Source organism: Citrobacter freundii complex sp. CFNIH4 (assembly GCF_002934505.1).
Taxonomy (GTDB): domain Bacteria; phylum Pseudomonadota; class Gammaproteobacteria; order Enterobacterales; family Enterobacteriaceae; genus Citrobacter; species Citrobacter freundii.
The window spans coordinates 994,934-1,016,058 of sequence record NZ_CP026231.1 but is presented as its reverse complement, the minus strand read 5'-3'; the positions used below and the strand labels follow the sequence as shown (position 1 = coordinate 1,016,058).

27 protein-coding genes are annotated in these 21,125 nt (G+C 46.5%); 12 read left to right on the top strand and 15 right to left on the bottom strand.

What is annotated here, in order from left to right:
- Positions 1-53: 53 nt before the first annotated feature.
- Positions 54-851, top strand: a complete 798-nt coding sequence (locus C2U41_RS05145) for an SDR family NAD(P)-dependent oxidoreductase (RefSeq protein WP_103848611.1) — start codon at positions 54-56, stop codon at positions 849-851.
- A gap of 12 nt (positions 852-863) precedes the next feature.
- Here the strand turns inward: C2U41_RS05145 and C2U41_RS05140 are convergent, their stop codons facing one another.
- Positions 864-1,778 (bottom strand): DMT family transporter, encoded by a 915-nt coding sequence (locus C2U41_RS05140; protein ID WP_103848610.1) that lies wholly within the window; start codon positions 1,776-1,778, stop codon positions 864-866.
- A 102-nt stretch (positions 1,779-1,880) separates the two neighbouring features.
- On the opposite strand from C2U41_RS05140, the gene C2U41_RS05135 reads away from it, so the two are divergent.
- Complete coding sequence (locus tag C2U41_RS05135) at positions 1,881-2,795, top strand: LysR family transcriptional regulator (protein WP_103848609.1); 915 nt, start codon at positions 1,881-1,883, stop codon at positions 2,793-2,795.
- A 5-nt stretch (positions 2,796-2,800) separates the two neighbouring features.
- On the opposite strand, the gene C2U41_RS05130 is transcribed toward C2U41_RS05135, so the two are convergent.
- Complete coding sequence (locus C2U41_RS05130) at positions 2,801-3,349, bottom strand: TetR/AcrR family transcriptional regulator (protein WP_032936378.1); 549 nt, start codon at positions 3,347-3,349, stop codon at positions 2,801-2,803.
- Positions 3,350-3,434: 85 nt separating this feature from the next.
- Between C2U41_RS05130 and C2U41_RS05125 the strand changes: the two genes are divergently transcribed.
- The 3 genes from C2U41_RS05125 to C2U41_RS05115 all read left to right on the top strand — a co-directional run bounded on the left by C2U41_RS05125 (position 3,435) and on the right by C2U41_RS05115 (position 5,847).
- Positions 3,435-4,643, top strand: coding sequence for an MFS transporter (locus C2U41_RS05125; RefSeq protein WP_003836950.1), 1,209 nt, complete (start codon positions 3,435-3,437; stop codon positions 4,641-4,643).
- Positions 4,643-5,458 carry a Cof-type HAD-IIB family hydrolase gene (locus C2U41_RS05120; RefSeq protein ID WP_086529130.1) on the top strand — a complete coding sequence of 272 codons (816 nt, stop codon included), beginning with the start codon at positions 4,643-4,645 and terminating at the stop codon, positions 5,456-5,458. The genes C2U41_RS05125 and C2U41_RS05120 overlap by 1 nt, the downstream gene beginning before the upstream one ends.
- Positions 5,459-5,565: 107 nt before the next feature.
- Positions 5,566-5,847, top strand: coding sequence for a hypothetical protein (locus C2U41_RS05115; RefSeq protein WP_003035330.1), 282 nt, complete (start codon positions 5,566-5,568; stop codon positions 5,845-5,847).
- Positions 5,848-5,875: 28 nt separating this feature from the next.
- Here C2U41_RS05115 and C2U41_RS05110 read toward each other — a convergent pair whose 3' ends face one another.
- On the bottom strand, positions 5,876-7,108 hold the full coding sequence (locus C2U41_RS05110) for an MFS transporter (RefSeq protein WP_003836956.1): 1,233 nt from the start codon (positions 7,106-7,108) through the stop codon (positions 5,876-5,878).
- A gap of 298 nt (positions 7,109-7,406) precedes the next feature.
- On the opposite strand from C2U41_RS05110, the gene ybjG reads away from it, so the two are divergent.
- Both ybjG and deoR read left to right on the top strand, forming a co-directional pair.
- Positions 7,407-8,015, top strand: a complete 609-nt coding sequence (ybjG, locus tag C2U41_RS05105; RefSeq protein ID WP_003836958.1) for an undecaprenyl-diphosphate phosphatase — start codon at positions 7,407-7,409, stop codon at positions 8,013-8,015.
- 64 nt (positions 8,016-8,079) lie between these two features.
- Positions 8,080-8,838 (top strand): DNA-binding transcriptional repressor DeoR, encoded by a 759-nt coding sequence (deoR, locus tag C2U41_RS05100; RefSeq protein WP_003836960.1) that lies wholly within the window; start codon positions 8,080-8,082, stop codon positions 8,836-8,838.
- 44 nt (positions 8,839-8,882) lie between these two features.
- Here deoR and dacC read toward each other — a convergent pair whose 3' ends face one another.
- Positions 8,883-10,085 carry a serine-type D-Ala-D-Ala carboxypeptidase gene (gene dacC, locus C2U41_RS05095; RefSeq protein WP_003035316.1) on the bottom strand — a complete coding sequence of 401 codons (1,203 nt, stop codon included), beginning with the start codon at positions 10,083-10,085 and terminating at the stop codon, positions 8,883-8,885.
- Between the two features lie 328 nt (positions 10,086-10,413).
- On the opposite strand from dacC, the gene C2U41_RS05090 reads away from it, so the two are divergent.
- The gene (locus C2U41_RS05090; protein ID WP_003836961.1) at positions 10,414-11,040 is read left to right on the top strand and encodes a glutathione S-transferase family protein; all 627 of its coding nucleotides are present in this window, start codon (positions 10,414-10,416) and stop codon (positions 11,038-11,040) included.
- Positions 11,041-11,045: 5 nt separating this feature from the next.
- Here the strand turns inward: C2U41_RS05090 and C2U41_RS05085 are convergent, their stop codons facing one another.
- The 3 genes from C2U41_RS05085 to C2U41_RS05070 form a co-directional block, all read right to left on the bottom strand.
- Positions 11,046-12,143, bottom strand: a complete 1,098-nt coding sequence (locus C2U41_RS05085; protein ID WP_003836963.1) for a PQQ-dependent sugar dehydrogenase — start codon at positions 12,141-12,143, stop codon at positions 11,046-11,048.
- A gap of 102 nt (positions 12,144-12,245) precedes the next feature.
- Positions 12,246-12,629 carry a biofilm formation regulator BssR gene (bssR, locus tag C2U41_RS05080; protein WP_103848608.1) on the bottom strand — a complete coding sequence of 128 codons (384 nt, stop codon included), beginning with the start codon at positions 12,627-12,629 and terminating at the stop codon, positions 12,246-12,248.
- A 330-nt stretch (positions 12,630-12,959) separates the two neighbouring features.
- Positions 12,960-13,502 (bottom strand): methyltransferase, encoded by a 543-nt coding sequence (locus C2U41_RS05070; protein WP_233901289.1) that lies wholly within the window; start codon positions 13,500-13,502, stop codon positions 12,960-12,962.
- Positions 13,503-13,601: 99 nt separating this feature from the next.
- On the opposite strand from C2U41_RS05070, the gene C2U41_RS05065 reads away from it, so the two are divergent.
- Positions 13,602-14,749 (top strand): IS3 family transposase gene (locus C2U41_RS05065; protein WP_103849485.1). Its coding sequence is split into 2 segments (ribosomal slippage): positions 13,602-13,839 and positions 13,839-14,749, totalling 1,149 coding nucleotides; the frame shifts between segments, so codons are not numbered across the junction.
- A gap of 1 nt (position 14,750) precedes the next feature.
- Here the strand turns inward: C2U41_RS05065 and C2U41_RS05060 are convergent.
- The 5 genes from C2U41_RS05060 to C2U41_RS05050 all read right to left on the bottom strand — a co-directional run bounded on the left by C2U41_RS05060 (position 14,751) and on the right by C2U41_RS05050 (position 16,916).
- A complete protein-coding gene (locus tag C2U41_RS05060; RefSeq protein WP_103849257.1) occupies positions 14,751-14,972 on the bottom strand; it encodes a hypothetical protein in 222 nt (73 codons plus the stop codon).
- Positions 14,973-15,049: 77 nt separating this feature from the next.
- Positions 15,050-15,430 carry a hypothetical protein gene (locus C2U41_RS29285; RefSeq protein ID WP_127791476.1) on the bottom strand — a complete coding sequence of 127 codons (381 nt, stop codon included), beginning with the start codon at positions 15,428-15,430 and terminating at the stop codon, positions 15,050-15,052.
- 51 nt (positions 15,431-15,481) lie between these two features.
- The gene (locus tag C2U41_RS05055; protein WP_103849256.1) at positions 15,482-15,778 is read right to left on the bottom strand and encodes a hypothetical protein; all 297 of its coding nucleotides are present in this window, start codon (positions 15,776-15,778) and stop codon (positions 15,482-15,484) included.
- 52 nt (positions 15,779-15,830) lie between these two features.
- On the bottom strand, positions 15,831-16,175 hold the full coding sequence (locus C2U41_RS29280; RefSeq protein ID WP_127702284.1) for a hypothetical protein: 345 nt from the start codon (positions 16,173-16,175) through the stop codon (positions 15,831-15,833).
- Between the two features lie 3 nt (positions 16,176-16,178).
- Positions 16,179-16,916 (bottom strand): HNH endonuclease, encoded by a 738-nt coding sequence (locus C2U41_RS05050; protein ID WP_003845478.1) that lies wholly within the window; start codon positions 16,914-16,916, stop codon positions 16,179-16,181.
- 350 nt (positions 16,917-17,266) lie between these two features.
- Here C2U41_RS05050 and C2U41_RS05045 point away from each other — a divergent pair, with 350 nt between their 5' ends.
- The 3 genes from C2U41_RS05045 to C2U41_RS29635 all read left to right on the top strand — a co-directional run bounded on the left by C2U41_RS05045 (position 17,267) and on the right by C2U41_RS29635 (position 18,856).
- Positions 17,267-18,070: a chaperonin gene (locus tag C2U41_RS05045; RefSeq protein ID WP_071593173.1), complete on the top strand. Its 804-nt coding sequence runs from the start codon at positions 17,267-17,269 to the stop codon at positions 18,068-18,070.
- Between the two features lie 34 nt (positions 18,071-18,104).
- Positions 18,105-18,272: a hypothetical protein gene (locus C2U41_RS29640; protein ID WP_191606759.1), complete on the top strand. Its 168-nt coding sequence runs from the start codon at positions 18,105-18,107 to the stop codon at positions 18,270-18,272.
- A gap of 224 nt (positions 18,273-18,496) precedes the next feature.
- Positions 18,497-18,856, top strand: coding sequence for a hypothetical protein (locus C2U41_RS29635; RefSeq protein WP_207388392.1), 360 nt, complete (start codon positions 18,497-18,499; stop codon positions 18,854-18,856).
- A gap of 148 nt (positions 18,857-19,004) precedes the next feature.
- Here C2U41_RS29635 and C2U41_RS05035 read toward each other — a convergent pair whose 3' ends face one another.
- The 3 genes from C2U41_RS05035 to C2U41_RS05025 all read right to left on the bottom strand — a co-directional run bounded on the left by C2U41_RS05035 (position 19,005) and on the right by C2U41_RS05025 (position 21,073).
- Positions 19,005-19,391 carry a hypothetical protein gene (locus C2U41_RS05035; RefSeq protein ID WP_003845473.1) on the bottom strand — a complete coding sequence of 129 codons (387 nt, stop codon included), beginning with the start codon at positions 19,389-19,391 and terminating at the stop codon, positions 19,005-19,007.
- A complete protein-coding gene (locus C2U41_RS05030; RefSeq protein ID WP_003845471.1) occupies positions 19,392-19,634 on the bottom strand; it encodes a hypothetical protein in 243 nt (80 codons plus the stop codon).
- Positions 19,635-19,904: 270 nt separating this feature from the next.
- Positions 19,905-21,073, bottom strand: a protein-coding gene (locus tag C2U41_RS05025; RefSeq protein WP_100216202.1) for an IS3 family transposase whose coding sequence is annotated in 2 segments (ribosomal slippage) — positions 19,905-20,824 and positions 20,824-21,073 — 1,170 coding nt in all. Because the reading frame shifts where the segments join, the coding sequence is not laid out codon by codon here.
- Positions 21,074-21,125: the final 52 nt, after the last annotated feature.

Genomic DNA, 21,125 nt, shown 5'->3' with positions numbered 1-21,125 from the left:
CATGCCCGTTATGGCACATACTTTACTCGGTGCTAAATGGTGATGGGGTTGCTATGTTACTCTCAGGCAAAGTCGCAATGATCTTCGGTGGCAGCGGCGCTATTGGTAGTGCAGTTGCGCATACTATGGCGCGCGAAGGAGCCCATGTGTATCTGGGCGCGCGCCGTCAGGAAAAGCTGGATTGGACCGCAAGTGGCATCCGAACGGCGGGTGGTACAGTCGAAACCTTTATCACCGATGTACTTGACGAGCACAACGCATCGAAGGAAGTTACCCGCCTTGTACAGCAAACCGGTGGAATAGATGTGGTGGTAAACGCAACGGGATTTATGCACGAACAGGGCAAACGCATCGATGCATTATCCCTCTCTGAGTTTATGAGCGGTATCACCCCTTTTCTTGCGGCGCAGTTCAATATCGCAAAAGCCGTAACGCCGCACATGGGCGGCAATCGAGCGGGCGTTATTCTCACCATCGTTGCGCCCGCAGCCCCGATGGCGATGCCCGGGCATCTCGGCCATATCGTCGGCTGTGCAGGAACAGAGGCTTTTATTAAGGCGCTCGCCAGCGAGACGGGACCAATAAACATTCGTGTCGTCGGCGTGCGGTCGCATGCGATTGTGGATGCTGTAGCGGCTGGCTCCTATACCGGAGAAATTTTCACCGCTAAAGCACACTCAATGGGTTTAACCGTCGATCAATGGTTAGGGGGGGCGGCGCAAAGTACCATGCTCGCGCGCCTGCCTACGCTTGCACAAATCGCTGAGGTTACAACCTTTCTCGCTTCAGACCATGCCAGCGCCATGACCGCCACAGTGGTAAATATTACCGGGGGCGCCACCATAAGCTAATTTACCCGCTTTTCACGCCACGCGCTGCTGCGAGCCTTTTTTTGCACTCGGACGGGAACACAATGCTATACCGCACATAATAACCAACGCGCTCACCAGATGATATGAATGCAGAGTGACGTGCAAAAACATCACGCTAAATAATCCGCCACTCAATGGGATCAAGTGTGAATAGATCTCTCCACGCGTTGCGCCAATGGCGCTAATCCCTTTGTTCCATAATAGATACGACAGCCACGAAGGAAAAATAACAAGGTATGCCAGCCCAATCACAACGCCTGTATTGGCATAGCTATTCCATCCCGGCATACCATTGCGTATCAACTCCAAAGCCAGTACCGGAATAAGTACAATCGCACCTAACAGCGCGCTCACTGCGACAAAGGCGTTTCCCTTTACCTCACGCGGTTTAATGCGTAAAAAAGCACAATAGACGGCCCAACTTAACGCTGACCCCATGGTCCAGAAATCGCCCTGATTCAGATGCGCAAATACCCGCGCATTTATCATATCACCCTGCGACACCAGCCATATAACACCAACAGTACTCAGGATCACACCAGCTATATTTCGCGCAGAAATCCGCTCGTTAAAAAAAAACTTATTGATTAACAGTACGAGCGCCGGGGTGGTGGACATATAAATCGCGGCATTAAGCGAGGTTGTATATTGCAAGCCGATATACAACGTTAAGGGGAAAAGAACCTGACCACAAAGCGCAAGGAAGACGATAGTACCAAAGGATTTTTTCATCACCGGCCATTGCTCTGTGACCTGACGAAAATAGAGCGTCATCAATAATAACGCGGTAAATACCCAGCGTGCCGCTGATAAAACGATGGGATTAACTTCAGCGACCAAGAGATGACCAATCACATAATTTCCACCCCAAAAACAGGCAGCCAGACTGAGTAAAAGATAGGACATATTTGCGCCTTATTGTCAGTTGTACGGTATGACCACAAGGCTACGGCGGCGTGAGAATGAATGCTAATATAACGTTTTTATCCATCTGCATAGATTAAAACTATGAAATTTACGCTAAGGCAACTTGAGTTTTACATCGCGCTTGCAGAAACATTACAAATTTCCAAAGCTGCTGCACGCTGTCATATTTCTCAGTCATCAATGACCATTGCCATGCGAAACCTGGAAGAAGCATTAGACGTGCAGCTATTTGTACGTTATCCCAAAGGTGCGAAGCTCACCGCTGAGGGCGAGCGCTTTCTGGCACATGCCTGCAACATCATCAACAGTAGCCACTCGGCTATTGACGCCCTGCATGACAGGAGCGAAATTCTCACCGGCACGGTGCGCATAGGCATTGCTGAAACGCTCTCTACCTATCTTATCCCGGATATACTCAACGATATTGAACGACGTTTCCCTTTGCTGGAGATCGTGTTTTATGAAGCTACTGCACCGGAACTGGTACAGGCGCTACGGGAACAAAAGGTCGATTTTTGCCTGCTTCTGACCTCAAATATCAACCATGATAACGACCTGGAGATCGAAACATTTATTCGTTCACAGCGCCGCCTGTGGACGTCTATTGGGCATCCGCTACAGAGCCAGGCATCGATCCGTTTAATAGACGTCGAGAAACTACCATTTTTACTGCTGGAAACCGATAAGTACCCTGACGTAATCATCGATTACTGGCAGCAGCGTGGCTATACGCCCAATATCAGTTTTCGCAGCAACTCTTTTGAAGCAATAAGAAGTCTGGTTGCAAAAGGTAGAGGGATAACCATTTTATCCGACCTGGTGTATCGCCCGTGGTCACTGGATGGTCTGCGCGTCATGCACAGAACGATTGATGATTTTATTACTTATATGGATGTCGGGACGGTAAAAATAGCCGCCCGACCGTTGACGCCAGAGGCGGTAAAAGTCATTGATTTTTTACGTCAGGCCGTTACCCGCCTCGACAAACCATTTTGAGGATTTTATCTCTGCGGCAATTCGGCAATACGCTCCACCATCATCAGAATATCTTCTCGCTGCAGCGGTTTTTTATCCGTAACAAAATGCAGCGTCATTCCTTCAATAAACGCATCCAGCGCCCGCGCCGTAACCGGATCAAACCACTGCTCTAACGTTTGTTGGCTGCGTAGCATCCAGTTCTGCATCACCGTTTTCAACGCTGGATTACGGCTGGCGAATGCATACAGCTGATACATAAGCTCCATATTATCAGGCGTTGTGACCTGGGAGCCGTAAATCATATCGGTAATCGCATGGCAGGCCGCCTGCGCATCAGCAACGTCGGCAAAAAAATCCTGGTACTGCTGAGACATAGTATGCGTAAAACAGCTGAATGCCTCCAACAGCAGATCATCTATTCCTGCAAAATAATAGGTCATTGAGCCCAGTGGCACCTCGGCAATCATAGCGATTTTACGGTGTGTAACCCCATGAATACCATGGATTACTATCGCCTTAAGGGTGGCCTGAACTATTTTTTCCCGCCGCTGCGGATCGTTTGCACGTCGCACTGCATTTCCTCTTCTTGCATTTGTGTACAAATGTACACAACCTTGCTAATGTTGTCTTCTTTCCTCTTTTCTTTGGCTCGAATTCATGACTGGCATCTCATCACGCAAAGCCTTAAGACGTCGCACCTGGGCGCTGTTCACGTTCTTCTTTTTACCAGGATTATTAATGGCCTCCTGGGCAACGCGTACCCCTGCCATCAGAGATATCCTCTCCATCTCTACCGCCGAAATGGGCGCGGTGCTGTTTGGACTCTCTATTGGTTCGATGAGTGGCATTCTTTGTTCGGCCTGGCTGGTGAAACGATTTGGCACGCGCAAAGTGATCCGCACTACCATGTCATGTGCGGTCATTGGGATGGCTATCCTCAGCGTGGCGCTCTGGCTACATTCCGCCTGGCTTTTCGCATTTGGTCTGGCCGTGTTTGGCGCCAGTTTTGGCGCAGCAGAAGTGGCCATCAACGTCGAAGGTGCGGCGGTTGAACGCGAAATGAATAAAACCGTGCTGCCGATGATGCATGGTTTTTACAGCCTGGGAACGCTGGCGGGCGCAGGAGTCGGGATGATGCTTACCGCCTTCAGCGTCCCGGCAAACGCGCATATTCTGCTGGCGGCGCTGGTAGCTATCACTCCTATCTTTATCGCCATCAAAGCGATTCCTGACGGCACGGGTAAAAATGCCGCTGATGGTTCTCCCTCCGGTGAAAAAGGACTGCCTTTTTATCGCGATATCCAGTTATTGCTGATTGGCGTCGTGGTGCTCGCAATGGCATTTGCTGAAGGTTCCGCCAACGACTGGCTTCCGCTGCTGATGGTGGACGGTCATGGATTTAGCCCAACATCAGGCTCTCTGATTTATGCCGGATTTACGCTGGGCATGACCGTTGGCCGCTTTACCGGCGGCTGGTTCATCGACCGCTACAGCCGCGTCACGGTGGTGCGCGCCAGTGCGCTGATGGGCGCTCTCGGGATTAGCCTGATTATTTTTGTCGACAGCTCTTGGGTGGCGGGTGTTTCCGTTATTTTGTGGGGACTCGGTGCATCACTCGGCTTCCCGCTGACCATTTCAGCCGCCAGCGACACCGGCCCCGATGCACCAACCCGCGTCAGCGTTGTCGCAACAACCGGCTATCTGGCGTTCCTGGTTGGACCGCCGCTGCTGGGCTACCTGGGTGAACACTACGGCCTGCGCAGCGCTATGCTGGTGGTGCTGGCGCTGGTGCTTGTTGCCGCCATCGTCGCGAAAGCGGTGGCGAAACCGGATCTCAAAAATACCACGGTGATGGAGAACAGCTAATGAGTATCAAATTAATTGCGGTCGACATGGATGGCACATTTTTAAGTGACCAAAAAACCTATAACCGTGAGCGCTTTATGGCGCAATACCGCCAGATGAAAGAACAAGGGATCCGCTTTGTGGTCGCCAGCGGCAATCAATATTATCAGTTGATTTCCTTTTTCCCCGAACTGGCCAGTGAGATCTCATTTGTTGCCGAAAACGGCGGTTGGGTAGTCAGTGAAGGTGAAGATGTTTTTAACGGCGAACTGGCAAAGGATGATTTCCAGGCCATCGTTGAACATCTGCTGACCCGTACGGACATTGATATTATTGCCTGTGGTAAAAACAGCGCCTACACGCTGAAGCAGTACAGCGATGAACATAAAGCTGTTTCCGCCATGTATTATCATCGTCTCGAATTTGTAGATAATTTTGATAATCTTAACGACGTTTTCTTCAAGTTCGGGCTGAATATTTCCGACGACAGAATCCCACTGGTGCAGGCCGATCTCCACGAGGCGATTGGCGACATTATGGTGCCGGTGCATACCGGCTACGGCAGCATCGATTTAATTATTCCCGGCGTGCATAAGGCAAATGGTCTGCGGCTGCTGCAACAACGCTGGAATATTAACGACGATGAGGTTGTTGTGTTTGGCGATGGTGGAAATGATATTGAAATGCTGCGCCAGGCGGGATTTAGTTTTGCAATGGCCAACGCCCATGAGCCGGTTATCAAGGCGGCGAAATATCGCGCGGGATCGAACAACGAAGAGGGCGTCCTGGATATTATCGACCGCGTGTTAAAGAATGAAGCACCGTTTACGCATTAACGCCTCAGCACAGACGGCAACAAAATGATGGCATGATCTATTCATAATCCGCCTCAAATTAACCCACTGGATTATTACTTCCAGTGAATATTTCAGGTGAACGGATTATGAAGAAAAGTGTACTGATGGCGACATTGTTGCTGGGTTTTGCAGGGTCAGTATTTGCACAAAGCGTTACCGTTGATGTACCAAGCGGTTATAAAGTGGTGATCGTGCCCTCTTCCGTCAGCGTGCCTCAGGCGGTCAACGTGACTACCGCGCCACAAACGGTGTATGTTGCCCCGGCTCCTGCCCCGGCTCCTGTTTATCGCGCACATCCTTATGCGCGACATGTTGCCAGCGTCGGTGAAGGCATGATCATCGAACATCAGATTGACGATCACCACTAAGTTTCTGCCAGGCCCGGGCTACCGGGCTTTAGCCTTCCCGGGAATCCCCTACCCGTTTATCTTTCAGGAAGATCACCATAAGAATCAGCCACAGCACCCCGCTGGCCAGATTGAACAAGCTGAACAAGCCGTTGCCTCCCAGCAGATAAGCGTGTTTACTCAGCTCGATACCAACGGTAAAAATCAGCATCTGCAACATACCCATTGCGGCAGAAACCGTACCTTTACTCATTTCACTGGCAAACAGCGTCAGGCGCACCAGCCCCGCATTCGCCACGCCAATGCCAAACGCATAGATACTCAAACCCGCCGTCATCCATAGATATGCATGAGATGACACCACCGTGGCCGCAGCGGCAATAATCAGGCCAACGGCAATTGGCCAGCCGCCCATGATAATCAGCGAACGCACGGTTTTTCGCGAAGTCAGACGCGCCAGCACCAGGTTACCGGCAATCAGCGCACCAAAAATCGGCACCTGCAACAGGCCATATTCGTAACTACTGAGATGTTCTCCGCTGATGATAATAATCGGAGATTGCGCAATCCACGCCAGTAACGGCAGGCTGACAAAACCCAACGCCAGTGCGCCTGCAACGAAACGCACGTTCCTTAGCACCAACTTATAATCCTTGCCCAGCTCTTTAATGGACAGCTTTTCACCCAGCCGGGTTGCCGTTTCCGGCATCGCGCGTTGCAGACCAAAAAAGGAGATGGCCGCCAGAGCAGCAAACAGGATAAACATCCCTTCCCACGGCAGAACATGTACCCAGGCTGCGCCTACCAACGGACCCAGCAGCGGCGCAATCAGCGCCACGTTTGCCATCAGCGCGGTAATTTTTATGCAGACCGCTTCTTCAAAGGATTCCTGAATGGCGGCGTAACCCACCGCACCAATAAAGCACAGGCTTATCCCCTGCAAAAAACGCAGGAAAGTAAATTGCTCAATATTCTGTGCAAGCAGGGTCGCAAGGCAGGTCACGATGAACCAGAGCACGCCGGTTAACATCACCGGACGACGCCCAACACGATCCGATAGCGGTCCTAACAACCACTGTAAAAACATGCCGCCAGCCAGATAGGCGGTCATGGATGTGGGTACCCAATCTAATCCGGCATTGTATTGCTCCACTACCGCCAACATTCCAGGCTGGATCATATCGTTGCCGATATAAGTAGAGAATTCGTAAAGCACCAGACAGAGAGGGAAAAGTAATGCCTGACGCCCCAAACGGGCGCCTGAAGATAAACGGTTCTGCATGCAGTCTCTTAGCTATAGAAAAATCGCGCAAAGTGTAATAAATGCGCCGTACTGGTGATAGTGAATTATGTGATTTGAAAGCAAAATGCGCACATTTTTACATTCATTTGCTCAAGAAGATTTTGCTTTAAGGTTAATTTAAGTTGAGACCGCTATCATGCTCAATAAGTCTCATTAATTGTCTTAAAAATAGTCATTTAGCAGACAAATAAGACAAGACCGCTTTTTATCCCGTGAAAGCAATTTTATGCTCTCGCTCCCATGGGCCTTTTCAACGATTACACTGAGTCTGGACGTTATGCTGGAAAATCTGAACAACTCACTTTTTTACCTGATCAATGCAACACCCGACTCTGCGCAATGGGCAATTTCGCTCGCCATTTTCATTGCCAAAGATCTGATCAGCATTGTGCCGCTGTTAGCTGTTGTGCTCTGGCTTTGGGGACCTCGCGGTCAGGTTACGCTCCAGCGCCAGTTGGTCATCAAAATGGCCATTGCGTTGATAGTTGGTCTGACGATTTCCTGGCTGATGGGACATCTGTTCCCTCACGATCGCCCGTTTGTAAACCACATTGGTTACAACTTCCTGCATCATGCGGCAGATGACTCTTTCCCGAGTGACCACGGTACGGTTATCTTTACCTTTGCACTGGCCTTCCTGTTCTGGCATCGCCTGTGGACGGGCGCTCTGCTGATGGTCGTTGCCGTGGCGATTGCCTGGTCGCGGGTTTACCTTGGCGTACACTGGCCGCTGGATATGCTGGGCGGATTACTGGCTGGGTTGATCGGCTGTCTGAGCGCCCAGATGATCTGGCAGCGCTTTGGCGCGACCCTGTACCTCGGCTTGCAAACTTGCTATCGCGCCTGCTTCGCCCTCCCCATCCGAAAAGGTTGGGTACGTGACTAACCCACGGTAAAAAGAGTAGTATTAAGCGCGAAACTGAGCACTTATTCTATTCTCCAGAGGAACTATGGAAACTCGACGCGACGAGCGTATTGGTCAATTACTGCAGGCGCTGAAACGCAGCGATAAATTACACCTCAAAGAAGCCGCAACGTTGCTGGGCGTGTCTGAGATGACCATTCGTCGCGACCTGAATAATCATGATGCTCCCGTCGTACTGCTCGGGGGCTATATTGTTCTGGAACCCCGCAGCGCTAACCATTATTTAATCAGCGATCAAAAATCCCGTCTGGTTGATGAAAAACGTCGCGCCGCCCAGCTGGCGGCGAGTCTCGTGCAGGCACATCAGACCATCTTTTTCGATTGCGGTACTACCACACCGTGGATCATTGAAGCGATCGACAATGAACTGCCCTTCACCGCAATCTGCTACTCGTTGAATACGTTTCTGGTGCTGCAGGAAAAACCGCAGTGCCGCGTCATTCTGTGTGGTGGCGAATTCCATGCCAGTAACGCGATTTTTAAACCGCTCGACTTCCAGGAAACGCTGAACAATCTGTGTCCGGATATCGCCTTTTATTCCGCGGCAGGCGTTCATATCGAGAAAGGCGCGACCTGTTTTAATCTGGAAGAACTGCCGGTGAAGCACTGGGCAATGTCGATGGCGCAGCATCACGTTTTGGTGGTCGATCACAGCAAGTTTGGCAAGGTGCGGCCTGCGAGGATGGGGGAATTAAAACGCTTTGATACCATCATCAGTGATAACCGCCCTGACGATGAGTTTGTTGAGTACGCTAAAGCGCAACGTATCACGCTGAAGTATTAAGAGATACTGCCGGACGGCGATTGCGCCATCCGGCATAGGTAAGGTTAAGAGAACCAACCACCAAACCACTGGTGGAATTTCATCATCACAAAGTCCCACATGCGGCTAAAGAAACCACCCTCTTGCACATCCTCCATCACCATCAATGGACGTTGCTCAATGGATTTTCCGTTCAACTGAAAGTCGATAGTGCCCACAACCTGACCTTTCTTCAGCGGTGCAGTTAGCTGTGGTTCAGTCAGGGTAAAGCTGGCCTTCAGGTTTTTGAGCTGGCCACGCGGGATGGTCACAGAACCACCTTCTCCGGCACCCAAATTCACTTCACTCTTATCGCCAAACCATACGCGCTGAGTAACGAAAGTCGCATCCGGCTTGATCGGCGTAACGGTTTCAAAGAAGCGGAAGCCCCAGGTCAGCAGCTTTTCTGACTCATTAAAACGAATGCGATCGGTTTTCGCCCCCAGCACCACGGAGATCAGGCGCATATCGCCCTGGGTCGCGGAAGCAACCAGGTTGTATCCCGCCCCGGCAGTGGTCCCGGTTTTCATACCATCCACGTTCAGGTTGGTGCTCCACAACAGACGGTTGCGGTTCGGTTGACGAATTTTATTGAAGGTAAATTCTTTCTCTTTGTGAATAGCATACTCTTCCGGCACATCGTGAATTAACGCCTTCCCGAGCAGCGCCATATCACGTGCGGTACTGAACTGTCCTGCCGCATCCAGACCGTGCACCGTCTGGAAAGTAGTGTTGGTCAGCCCCAGTTTTTTCGCATAGCCGTTCATCAGACCAATAAAGGATTCCTGGCTGCCGGCAACGTAATCAGCGAGTGCAATACAGGCATCGTTACCTGACTGAATGATAACGCCTTTATTCAGATCTGACACCGCAACCTGATCGCCGGGCTTGAGGAACATGACCGACGAACCGCGCAGGGCTGGATTACCGGTCGCCCAGGCGTCTTTGCCCACGGTGACCATGTCGTTGAGGTTAATTTTTCCGGCCTTCAGCGCCTGCCCAACCACATAGCTGGTCATGATTTTGGTCAGACTGGCAGGATCCAGTTTCTCATCAGCATTACCTTCCGCCAGCACCTTGCCACTGGCGTAATCCATCAGAATCCACGCGCGTGCGTCCACGCTCGGCGGGGCCGTCGGTTGCTCCGCCGCCTGTACGGTCGGCGCCAAAAGGATTAAGAGTGCAGAACCTGCAGCAAAGCTGCGAAGTGAAGAGAAGTATTGCGTCATAAATGCCACCCGAGTATCCATTCCAAAAAACCACGTCATACCACACCGTGTTTACACAAAACCGGCCAAGCGACCTCGACCAACCCATGCAGAAAAAGTCTGATGGATGACGTGTAAAATAAGTGCGGTGAGTAATAACGCACTAACGAGCTTAAAGAAACCGTAAGTTGGTAAAGTTTTTAAAGTTTATGCAATAACGCCGCGCTGCGCTGCTCCTGGCACGATTTTTTTAGACTTTGTTGCGTAAATATTAGGTTTACCCCACCATGTGAGCTAGTCAGATGGCATCTGCAGCCATAAAGCTGCTCAATTAATTTGCGGGGTTACTATGATTACACTGTGGGGTCGCAATAACTCGACCAACGTAAAAAAAGTATTGTGGACGCTCGAGGAACTGGAACTGCCGTATAACCAAATTCTGGCGGGCGGACAGCATGGCGGTAACCGCGATGCCGACTATCTGGCACTAAACCCGAACGGACTGGTCCCGTTGTTACGCGATGATGAAACGGACGTTGTTCTGTGGGAATCCAATACCATTGTCCGCTATCTGGCCGCTCAGTACGGACAAAAACGTTTATGGATTGACGCTCCGGCCGCGCGCGCCGTCGGCGAAAAATGGATGGACTGGGCAAATCAGACGCTAAGCCCCGCGCATCGGGTTATCTTATTTGGCCTGGTCAGAACACCTGCCGATCAGCGCGATCTAGCGGCCATTGAGGCCAGTAAGCAAGTATGCGATAACCTGTTTGCCATTCTGGATAACGCGCTGGCGGACCAGCCATGGTTCTCCGGCGCTGAATTTGGCACTGCCGATATCGCCGTTGCGCCGTTCATCTATAACCTGTTCAACGTTGGCCTGAGCTGGACCCCGCGCCCTCATCTGGAGCGCTGGTATCAACAACTGACCGAGCGCCCGGCGTTTCAAAAAATCGTGATGATCCCGGTCAGCTAATTCAATCAGGGACTCACTTTCAGTAATTCCCCGTCGGACTCGTCGGTTAGTACATACAAATAACCGTCTGGTCCGACGCGCACATCACGGATCCGTTGCCCCCTTTCCTGCAACAGACGACCATCCTCAGTGACCGTATTCCCTTTAACGCTCAGTACGATCACTTCTTTATCTTTCAACGCGCCGATGAACAACTTCTGCCGCCACTGTGGAAAGGTATCGCTATTATAAAAAGCCATTCCGCTGACCGCTGGCGACTTTTCCCAGTAAAAGATGGGTTGTTCCGTGCCAGCAACAATTTGACCTTTTGCTTCGGGAATTTTCAAACCACTGTAGTTAACACCCCAGGTCGCGACAGGCCAACCGTAGTTTTTCCCTTTCTCGGGGATATTAATTTCATCGCCTCCGCGTGGACCATGCTCATTGAGCCACAACACATCACTCCACGGATTCATCGCCATACCCTGCGGGTTGCGGATGCCATACGACCAAATCTCTGCCCGCGCTCCCGCCATGTTCACAAACGGATTATCCGGTGGAATTTTGCCCTCATCGGTCAGCCGTACGACCTTGCCCTGCAGCTTATCCAGATCCTGGGCGGTAGCGCGTTGATTATTCTCCCCCAGGCCAATAAACAGATAGCCGTTGCCATCAAATACCAGACGTCCACCAAAATGGTTTCCGGTAGAGAGCTTTGGCTGTTGGCGAAAAACGGTCTGAAATCCTTGCAGGTGTTTGAGATCGTCACTCAATCGCCCGTAGCCTACCGCGGTGCCCGCTTTGCCTTCGCGGTCGGTTTCAGCGAAGCTTAGCCACACCCGACGGGATCGTTCAAAGTCCGGAGCTAACACCACATCAAGCAATCCGCCCTGACCATTCGCCCAGACTTTTGGTACGCCGGTTAGCGGGTCGGAAAGCCCTTTATCAGGCTGCCAGAGTCGAAGCTGTCCACCTTTGAGCGTAATGAGCATACCGCGGTTATCGGGTAAAAAAGCCAGTGACCATGGGTGATCGAGTTTGGTTTGCAGCACTTCCACTTTTACCGCGACGGCATAAGAGGAAAATAGCGCAAGTGGGATAGCACAGAGAAAGAGTCGACGCATAACACCTCCTTAATGGCTCTGCATAAAGCGTAGCCAGCAAGGGGAATCACCCCGTCATATTTACATAATCTTAACGAAAAGGGGGAGCTCCCTCCCCCTGATTCAGACGTGTTCCAGCGTTGGGTAAGATTGCAAACTCTGGATACTCAGCGTCAGCGTTGTCAGGCAGTTTTCCAGTTTCTCTGCGTTAACGGCGATAAACGTTGGACAATCATGGTGTCCACTCATAAGACAAACAGCGGTGGCGGCTAACGCCCCTTCAGCACGATGAAGGACATTCCACTCTTCCTGATCAAGATGCATACCGTGAAGCTGTGATTGTTCGTGCAATTCGCGATTCAGTGCAAAAAAATTATCACGCAGACGATCGCTCTCGCTGACTGACATGTAGCCTTTCGCTTTTCTCAACAGCAGATAAGCGGCAAGTTCGATACGGGCGTTTATCAATTTGTTGAGAAGATCGGTTCTCAGTCTGTCAACAACCATACTTTGTTCCTCCTCTTTCCAACTATGGTGCAACTTAATAGTATGGTTGTTTTTTGAACAAAGTCGTGTCCAGGATCAATCCATCACTTAAAATTAACATAATTTACAAATAATCTTTAATTCCGCGCCCGGCAGGCCGCTGATGGTATGAGATTGCGATACAATTTTTGTTCAGAACTCTGTAGAATCCCTGCCCTGAACATTCCAATAACTGAACACTTTTTACGCTATGAGCAATGTAACCCACCAGCCGAAAATCGGCTTTGTCTCCCTCGGCTGCCCGAAAAATCAATAAATATATTGTGTTATTTTTTATGCTATCCATTTAACTTATTGATAATCAACTAACACAGATTCGCAAGTTACCTTAGTACCGTTCCATTGGTCACGGTAGATTGATGTATCTATCCCCACACCAGGATGTAAGATTAGCCCCGTATCCTTTTCAAATTTGATGTACTTAGCAGACTGTATCGAGCGGTCATAGTATGTATGGCCTGAGTACTTAAACCCCGCACTACCCTGTGGAACAATCCATACCCCATAGCTGGAATACTCCCTTGCCCTATCAATTATCTTGTACTCAAATTCACTACCCGTATAACGGCCTGTATACGCCCCTGACGTGTTTATCTTGCCGAATGGGGGATTACCATAAGCAACACGGTAGAAACGGTCTGGTGTGTATTGTAGTGCATCACCAGTGATCCATTCGGCTTGTGGTAGTACACGTTTACCAATAAGTACGTATTCAGGATTCAGTTCAACACATGTGATGTGTGAAGGTTTATTACGTATGAATTGATAGTAGCTAAGTCGCCCGATACCGGCACATAGTTCAATGCAGTCATCACTACAGCCAGCGTCTAGCATAAAGTCCCATGCTAGCATTTCGGGCGTGAAGAAAGCTGAATCGACACGGGTTTAACAGACACCTCAGAGTCATTTAAGATGGCTTAAAGAGAGGTGCCCATGAGCGGTAAGCGTTATCCCGAAGAGTTTAAAATTGAAGCAGTCAAACAGGTTGTTGATCGTGGTTATTCTGTTTCCAGCGTTGCAACACGTCTCGATATCACCACCCACAGCCTTTACGCCTGGATAAAGAAGTACGGGCCGGATTCCTCCACTCATAAAGAACAGTCAGATGCTCAGACCGAGATCCGCCGTCTCCAGAAAGAGCTGAAGCGGGTTACTGACGAACGGGACATATTAAAAAAAGCCGCGGCGTACTTCGCAAAACTGTCCGACTGAGGTACGCCTTTATCCGTGACAACGCCCGTTGCTGGCCTGTTCGCCTGCTCTGTCGGGTGCTGGATGTTCATCCCAGTGGCTTTTACGCATGGCTTCAGCAGCCGCATTCACAACGCCATCGGGCAGACCTGAGACTGACAGGACAGATTAAACAGTTCTGGCTGGAATCGGGATGCGTCTATGGTTATCGCAAGATCCATCTGGATCTGCGGGACAGCGGGCAACAGTGCGGAGTCAACAGAGTCTGGCGACTGATGAAACGTGTCGGGATAAAGGCTCAGGTCGGATACCGGAGCCCGTGGGCACGTAAAGGCGAGGCCAGTATCGTGTCGCCCAACAGGCTCCAGCGACAGTTCAATCCGGATGCTCCGGATGAGCGTTGGGTAACCGACATAACCTATATCAGGACCCACGAAGGCTGGCTGTATCTTGCTGTGGTTGTTGATCTGTTCTCACGCAAAATTATCGGCTGGTCCATGCAATCCCGGATGACAAAGGACATTGTCCTGAACGCACTGCTGATGGCTGTATGGCGGCGTAATCCCCAAAAACAGGTGCTGGTTCATTCGGATCAGGGCAGTCAGTACACAAGCCATGAGTGGCAGTCGTTCCTGAAATCACACGGACTGGAGGGCAGCATGAGCCGTCGCGGTAACTGCCACGATAATGCGGTTGCAGAAAGCTTTTTCCAGTTGTTGAAACGCGAACGGATAAAGAAAAAGATCTACGGAACGCGGGAGGAAGCCCGCAGCGATATTTTTGATTACATCGAAATGTTTTATAACAGTAAGCGTCGGCATGGTTCCAGCGATCAGATGTCACCGACAGAATATGAAAACCAGTATTATCAACGGCTCGGAAGTGTCTAGATTATCCGTGGCGATTCATAACTTTATCACACTTATAACCTCTAGACTGAATTAATGATTGTGCAAAATCCTTTGCGTCTTGTGCTTCTTGTGCTTCTTGTGCAGTCATTTTAACTGTCTGCTCCTGCGGTTCAGATTTAGTTGTTGTTTTTTTCTCATCTTTGAAATGAAAATATGATGCAACTAAGACAATACCCCAGATTATTTTTGTACTGGTTTTCATATCAAAACATCCTTTATCGCATAATTAAGCATATTGATTGAACAGAAAGTAAATTGAGACCATTTATACTGAATTTTTCAAGATTTAACTTCGGTACAGTTGGTTATTAGATATCTTATTTTATTTTTAATATCCTGTATTGCATAATGGTTTCCAGTATCAGGATTTGCACGAGTGTAAACATAATCACCAATGGTAATACGATGAACTATCCTTCTAACATTATTAATGTCAGTAATTACATGAACTTCAAGAGGCGGAGTTTCCTGATTAATATGTAAAACTTTAATTGCAAAATGATCAGGATAGTCCATTACTGTTGCTTCACCCGTAAGTACTGATTTGACATCAACTGTACCTATAACGCCTTCAGTTATTCCTACGTCACACTTAAGTACAGTAACTGCATGTACAGAGGTCGATAATATTACTGATAATAAAATTAATAACCTTTTCATTCAGTATCTTACCCATATAATGATTGATGCCATTAATAAAAACTGCATTTATCAAAGCTCTTCACATTTTATATCGTTATACATATTTCCTTCTCTATCCTGGTATATATTGCCATAATAATAGCCATCATCATGTTTACTATTAGCTATTATAATTTCTCTATAGTAATCGTTATCTTTGGGAGATGTTATATAGTGATATGCTAACATAGCTTGATCATAGTATCGCGTTACAAAAATGCCGCTCTCTGTGCTTATGGCATAATTTTTAATATCCCAACATTTGAAGTTAGGTATGGATGCATAAGTTACAGTTGGCAGTAAAACTAGCCATATCAATATCTTCATAACCGCCTTTCTCTACTGATCATATATTTTTATAACTCATAATCTCAATTTATTATGGCCTTTTACAACCACCATACTCATCATAGCTATTAGAATCATTTCGTGCATCTGTATAGTGATGATAGAGCGTTTTATTTTCATTAAAACTGAATGCCACTAATTCATTATTATTACCTATGAAGTAAGCATAACTCCATTCATCCTCACCAAGCCTAGCATTTCTAAGTAGTAATTTTCGCCCATCATATATAATAAATTTACCCTCACTATCAATAGATACGGAATGAGTTTTGGAAAAATCTGTATTTGAACACGTAAATGATTTTATTTTATCTTTTTTTGTACACCCTATCAGAGATAGAGATATTGCTAATATTACAAAATATGTAATTTTCATAAATCATTTCCCATTAATTTTTCTAATTTTTGCTCTTAACTGATCTAATGTGAGTACATCCTGACCGATATGAAGCATAGCATGACAATTTGCACATACCGGTATAAGATCCTTAATTGGATCAACCTTATGTTTTTTCTTCTCAACTGAAATAGGCTTGATATGATGAACATGTATAAATTCTTTACCTAGATCGCCGTATGTTTTTTCAAAATTAAATTTACATACTTTGCAACTGTAACCATGAAAATCAAGACATTCCTTGCGAGCTTTAGGGTTTCTCTCATAATAAGTGCTCCATTTTGTTTTTCTATCACCTTCGTAATAGTGTTCTTCTACTTCAGGGGTATAATTATAGTTTTCTTGTTCAGTGGCATACCATGCGTTACCTTCTCTTGACAAATATTTCAATTCAATTATAGGTACGAATGATTCAATTTTTGCTGCTTTCTTTTCATTAATATCCTCTTTTCGTTTTTGACTAAATGTGTAGAGTTGATATCCTTCATATATAACTTTATTCAGATGTTCACGTGCCTGAATATAACCTAACTTTTTACTACCATTTACATTTTCATTCCAATCATCGGATAAGATCATAACTTTAGTTGCATCTGCTGATCTAAGATCCTCCCATGCTCCAAAAATAATCCTCTTGTTGGTCTCATCAATAAATGACCAACTCCACATATCATTTTTACATGTAGCACCCAGAGAACGTAGAAACTCAGTTCGAGACATAGTGTATCCTTGATTTTTTTATGGTCTTAACTTCTTCACACTATCGATTGTTGGAAGTTTCTATCGTTCGTACAGCTAACAAACCTACCCTAAATAGATAGAAACCTCCAACAATCGATAGTGTATGTAGGTTCCTTTTGATGGTAAAGTACTATTACTGTGTTGTATGCGTTCACACAACACATTTACATGGGGTTCTATGTTTATTTTTATCATCTATAGTTTCAGTTTAAATATTTACTAGTGCATTAATTTACCTTGGAAACTATTTGTTTTAGATATTAAACTCAAATTGAACAATGTATCGAAATACTCTACATTCGTAGTTAATTAATTTTTGAGATTATAAAATGAAATTTATCTCTGAAAGAAATGAACATGTAAGAATAGACAATGGATATTGTGTAATATGTGGGAATTTTAGCAAACTAAAAAAAGATCATGTACCGCCACAATGTGCATCCAAACCTTCACCAATGTTGCAAAAGACGATTTTTGAGTATTTCTCTAATGCTCATGTGCCACCAATTAAAGCTAAAAATGGTACAACTTTTCGTACTATTTGTCATGATTGCAATTCTCAGCTTCTTGGTTCAATGGATGCAGAAATAGGTCGTGTTACATCGGAGTTTATCAAAAAATTAAATGATTACTTCGCTGGGAAATTTTTCTATCATAATTATATTTCATTTGAATTTGATGCTTATAAATTCCTAAGAGCAATGATTGGACACCTTCTTGCTGCAACATCTGTAAAAGATTGTATGCTTCCAATTGTTGATAGTCCTTTTTATACGCCATTAAGAAGCTTTGTATTAGGTAAAAACCTAGATATTGATACAACTCATAACATTTATTACTGGTTTTATCCATTCAAAAGGCAAATAACAGCTCAGTCAGTTGGCTTTTTCAATGATGGTCATTTTTGTATTTGCTCATGTTTACATTTTTTTCCGATCTCTTTTATGGTCACATTAAAAGAGCAAGGAACATATCCTGTTCATGCGACGGAAATGAAGTTATCAGATAATTATCTTCATTTCAATATGACGACAGCAAATATTGATTATGCTTCTTTTCCTTTCGTTTCGTTAAAGGGTAATCAAATGTCAATGCTCAGTTCTGGTCACACATGTGTAAGTTACACTAAATGATTATTCTCTATAATCCGTTCTCATGGAAAAAATTATGAAAAATGAATGTAAAATTCAGAATTTTAATTTTTTGTTACTTACTATAGTAGCAGTGCTATTAATTATTGCTATTTTTGTAGGTGTTGAAATATTATTTCATAGCTCTAAAGGATATGAATGGGTAACTTTAGTAGGAGCATGGTGTAGTGCTTTGGAACATTAGGTACTCTATGGGTTGCCTACCTAGCATATCTAAAAGCACCTGCATGGTTATCACAAAAACATTATGATGTTGTTTATAGTGTTATTGAAAAAGCAATTTATCAAGATCTTATTAAGATACGTTCTGCTAGCTTAATTTTAAAAAATCATTTAGTAACTTCAGCAAAAATGTACCGAAATTATTTAAACAAAGGGAGCCAACTACAAGAATCACATGATGAGTTTATGAATAAGACTGACACTCTCGTTTCTGACTTATACATCATCTCTTACTCTGTCATTAATGCTTTGAAATCTATTGATAGAACTAATTACGGCATAAGTGATTATACAAAAGAAATAATAAATGCACTTCAGTCGTACACTAAGAAATATAATAATTTAAGTGTTGAATTATATATTGCAAGTTCTTCTATTCCCTCATTAACACATGCAGATGAAAGTGTGGAAGACAGCGAATGTAAAGAGCTTCATGCAATGATGATGAATGCTATTTCATTTCATGAAAAACTCTCAACATTTATCAATGACATTTATGACAATAATTACTCAGTTGATAGATTCATATTTCTGAAGAGAGAATGACTCAATTGCCCCGTTGTTCTTTAACGCTCATATGACACGAACATTTAAAGAAAAGCATCTACCACACAACACATAGAAACAATGCCCCATCGGGTACATTTACTGCTAAGCACTTCGCAACATACCATGTAGAAAAAACAAAGCCCCTTTAGAGGGGCTTTTTTGTTTTCTTCGGTTTAGGGTTTAGTACAGTGTCCAGTAGTTCCACGGTCATTTCCTGATTGTTACTATAGAATGCGTCCAGTAGCAGTCCTGCAATCTTCTTTTGATGGGTTAGGGGATCTACCAGTGAGTTCTGAAATAGTTCTTCTTCGGTCATATGGTGCTGTGTGATCTCTTCACCTGCCCCGTAAATCTTGCCGTAGGCGTTACGTGTGGCGTTCTGGTGACGGGCAATACGTACCCATGAGTTACCAGTTATTAGCCTCCCATAGTGCGTAGTATCGCCTTGTAGGTGGGCTTGTTGTTCTAGTCCATCCACTTCATATTGTACTTTGAAATTTTGTTTATTGTTGTTGATTACTGTGTATTTCATTTATAACCCTTTATAAAAATTAGATGTTGCTCTTATTGAATATTTATTATTGAGGTGTGCGGTTGTAGGTCTTTCCCCCTTAGTACTCTTATAGTCGCGTATATAGTCCTGTATGACTTCCTTTAGTGCCTCCCCTACTGGCGGTGTATCACTAAGTGGGGATTTCTTCGGTTTGTTATAAAGTCCGTTTGGCTTCATTCCACGTGCTTTATTGGCTTTTCGTATTTGTTCCCATGTACTCATAGTAATTCCTCTAGTTGTGCCTTTCGGCGGTTTCTTTGTGACCGTTCCCACTTCGCGGGGCTGCGTGTCCACTTCAAGAGACTTTGAATAATCTATTGAGTAGTAATTCTTGGTAGTTGGTACTTCCAATCAATTATTTGTTAGTACTTTTATTGTCTGAGCGAAAGCGAGTAGGAACGGACGTTCTTTCGAGTACTCACGAGAAAAACGCAAGTTACGATCTTATGTTTAGTTTTTATAGAGACTGACGAGCAAAGCGATGTGTAGTGGTCAACTAAAACTGGCCACGGCTTTAGAGTTTTTCCAGTATCGGTTTTCCGATTCGTTTGGGGGCAACCCACCGTTATAGTCATGCGGCCTTAGCGAGCTGTAATACCCGACGATATAGTCTGTGATCGCATGAGCAGCATCGCTAAAGTTTATATAACCTGTCACTGGCACCCACTCGTTTTTCAGACTACGGAAGAAGCGTTCCATCGGGCTGTTGTCCCAACAGTTTCCACGTCGGCTCATACTCTGCCTGATCTGGCAACGCCACAGTAACTGCCGGAACTGCCTGCTTGTATAGTGGCTACCCTGGTCACTGTGGAACATCACTCCGGCTGGTTTACCGCGAGCTTCCCACGCCATTTCCAGCGCTCTGATGGTCAGCTTGCTATCCGGCGAGAATGACATTGCCCAGCCCACTGGTTTCCTTGCGAACAGATCGAGAACAACTGCAAGGTAAGCCCAACGCTTGCCTGTCCAGATGTACGTCACATCGCCGCACCACACCTGGTTAGGTTCTGTCACTGCGAACTGTCGCTCAAGGCGATTCGGGATAGCGATGTGTTCATGACCAACACGTTTATACCGGTGGGTAGGCTGCTGACAACTCACCAGCCCCAGTTCTTTCATGAGCCTGCCAGCAAGCCAGCGTCCCATTCTGAAGCCTCTCAGGGTTGCCATAATGGCGATACTTCTTGCGCCAGCAGAGCCATGGCTGATGTTATGCAGCTCCCGAACCTGGCTGCGTAACACAGCTCGCCAGCCGTCTGGCTTTTCGGCGCTTTTCTCCCAGTATTTGTAGCTACTGCGATGAACCCCGAACACGTGGCAGAGTGTGACCACAGGATACTGCGCTCTGAGTTTCCCGATTAACGAGAATTGTTCAGGGAGTCTGACATCAAGAGCGCGGTAGCCTTTTTTAATATGTCGTTTTCCATTTCAATGCGTTGTAGCTTTTTCTTCAGCTCACGTATTTCAATCTGTTCCGGGGTTATAGGGGAGGCTTTAGGTATTTTGCCCTGTCGTTCATCCCGCAACTGCTTTACCCATCGCGTCATGGTAGAAAGACCCACATCCATAGCACTGGCCGCAGCTGCAACGGTGTAGTTCTGATCAAGGACCAGTTGAGCGGATTCACGTTTAAACTCTGCGCTGAAATTTCTTTTTTTCATTGAGGCACCTGTAATGTTCTGAGGTGAGCATATCACCTCTGTTCAGGTGGCC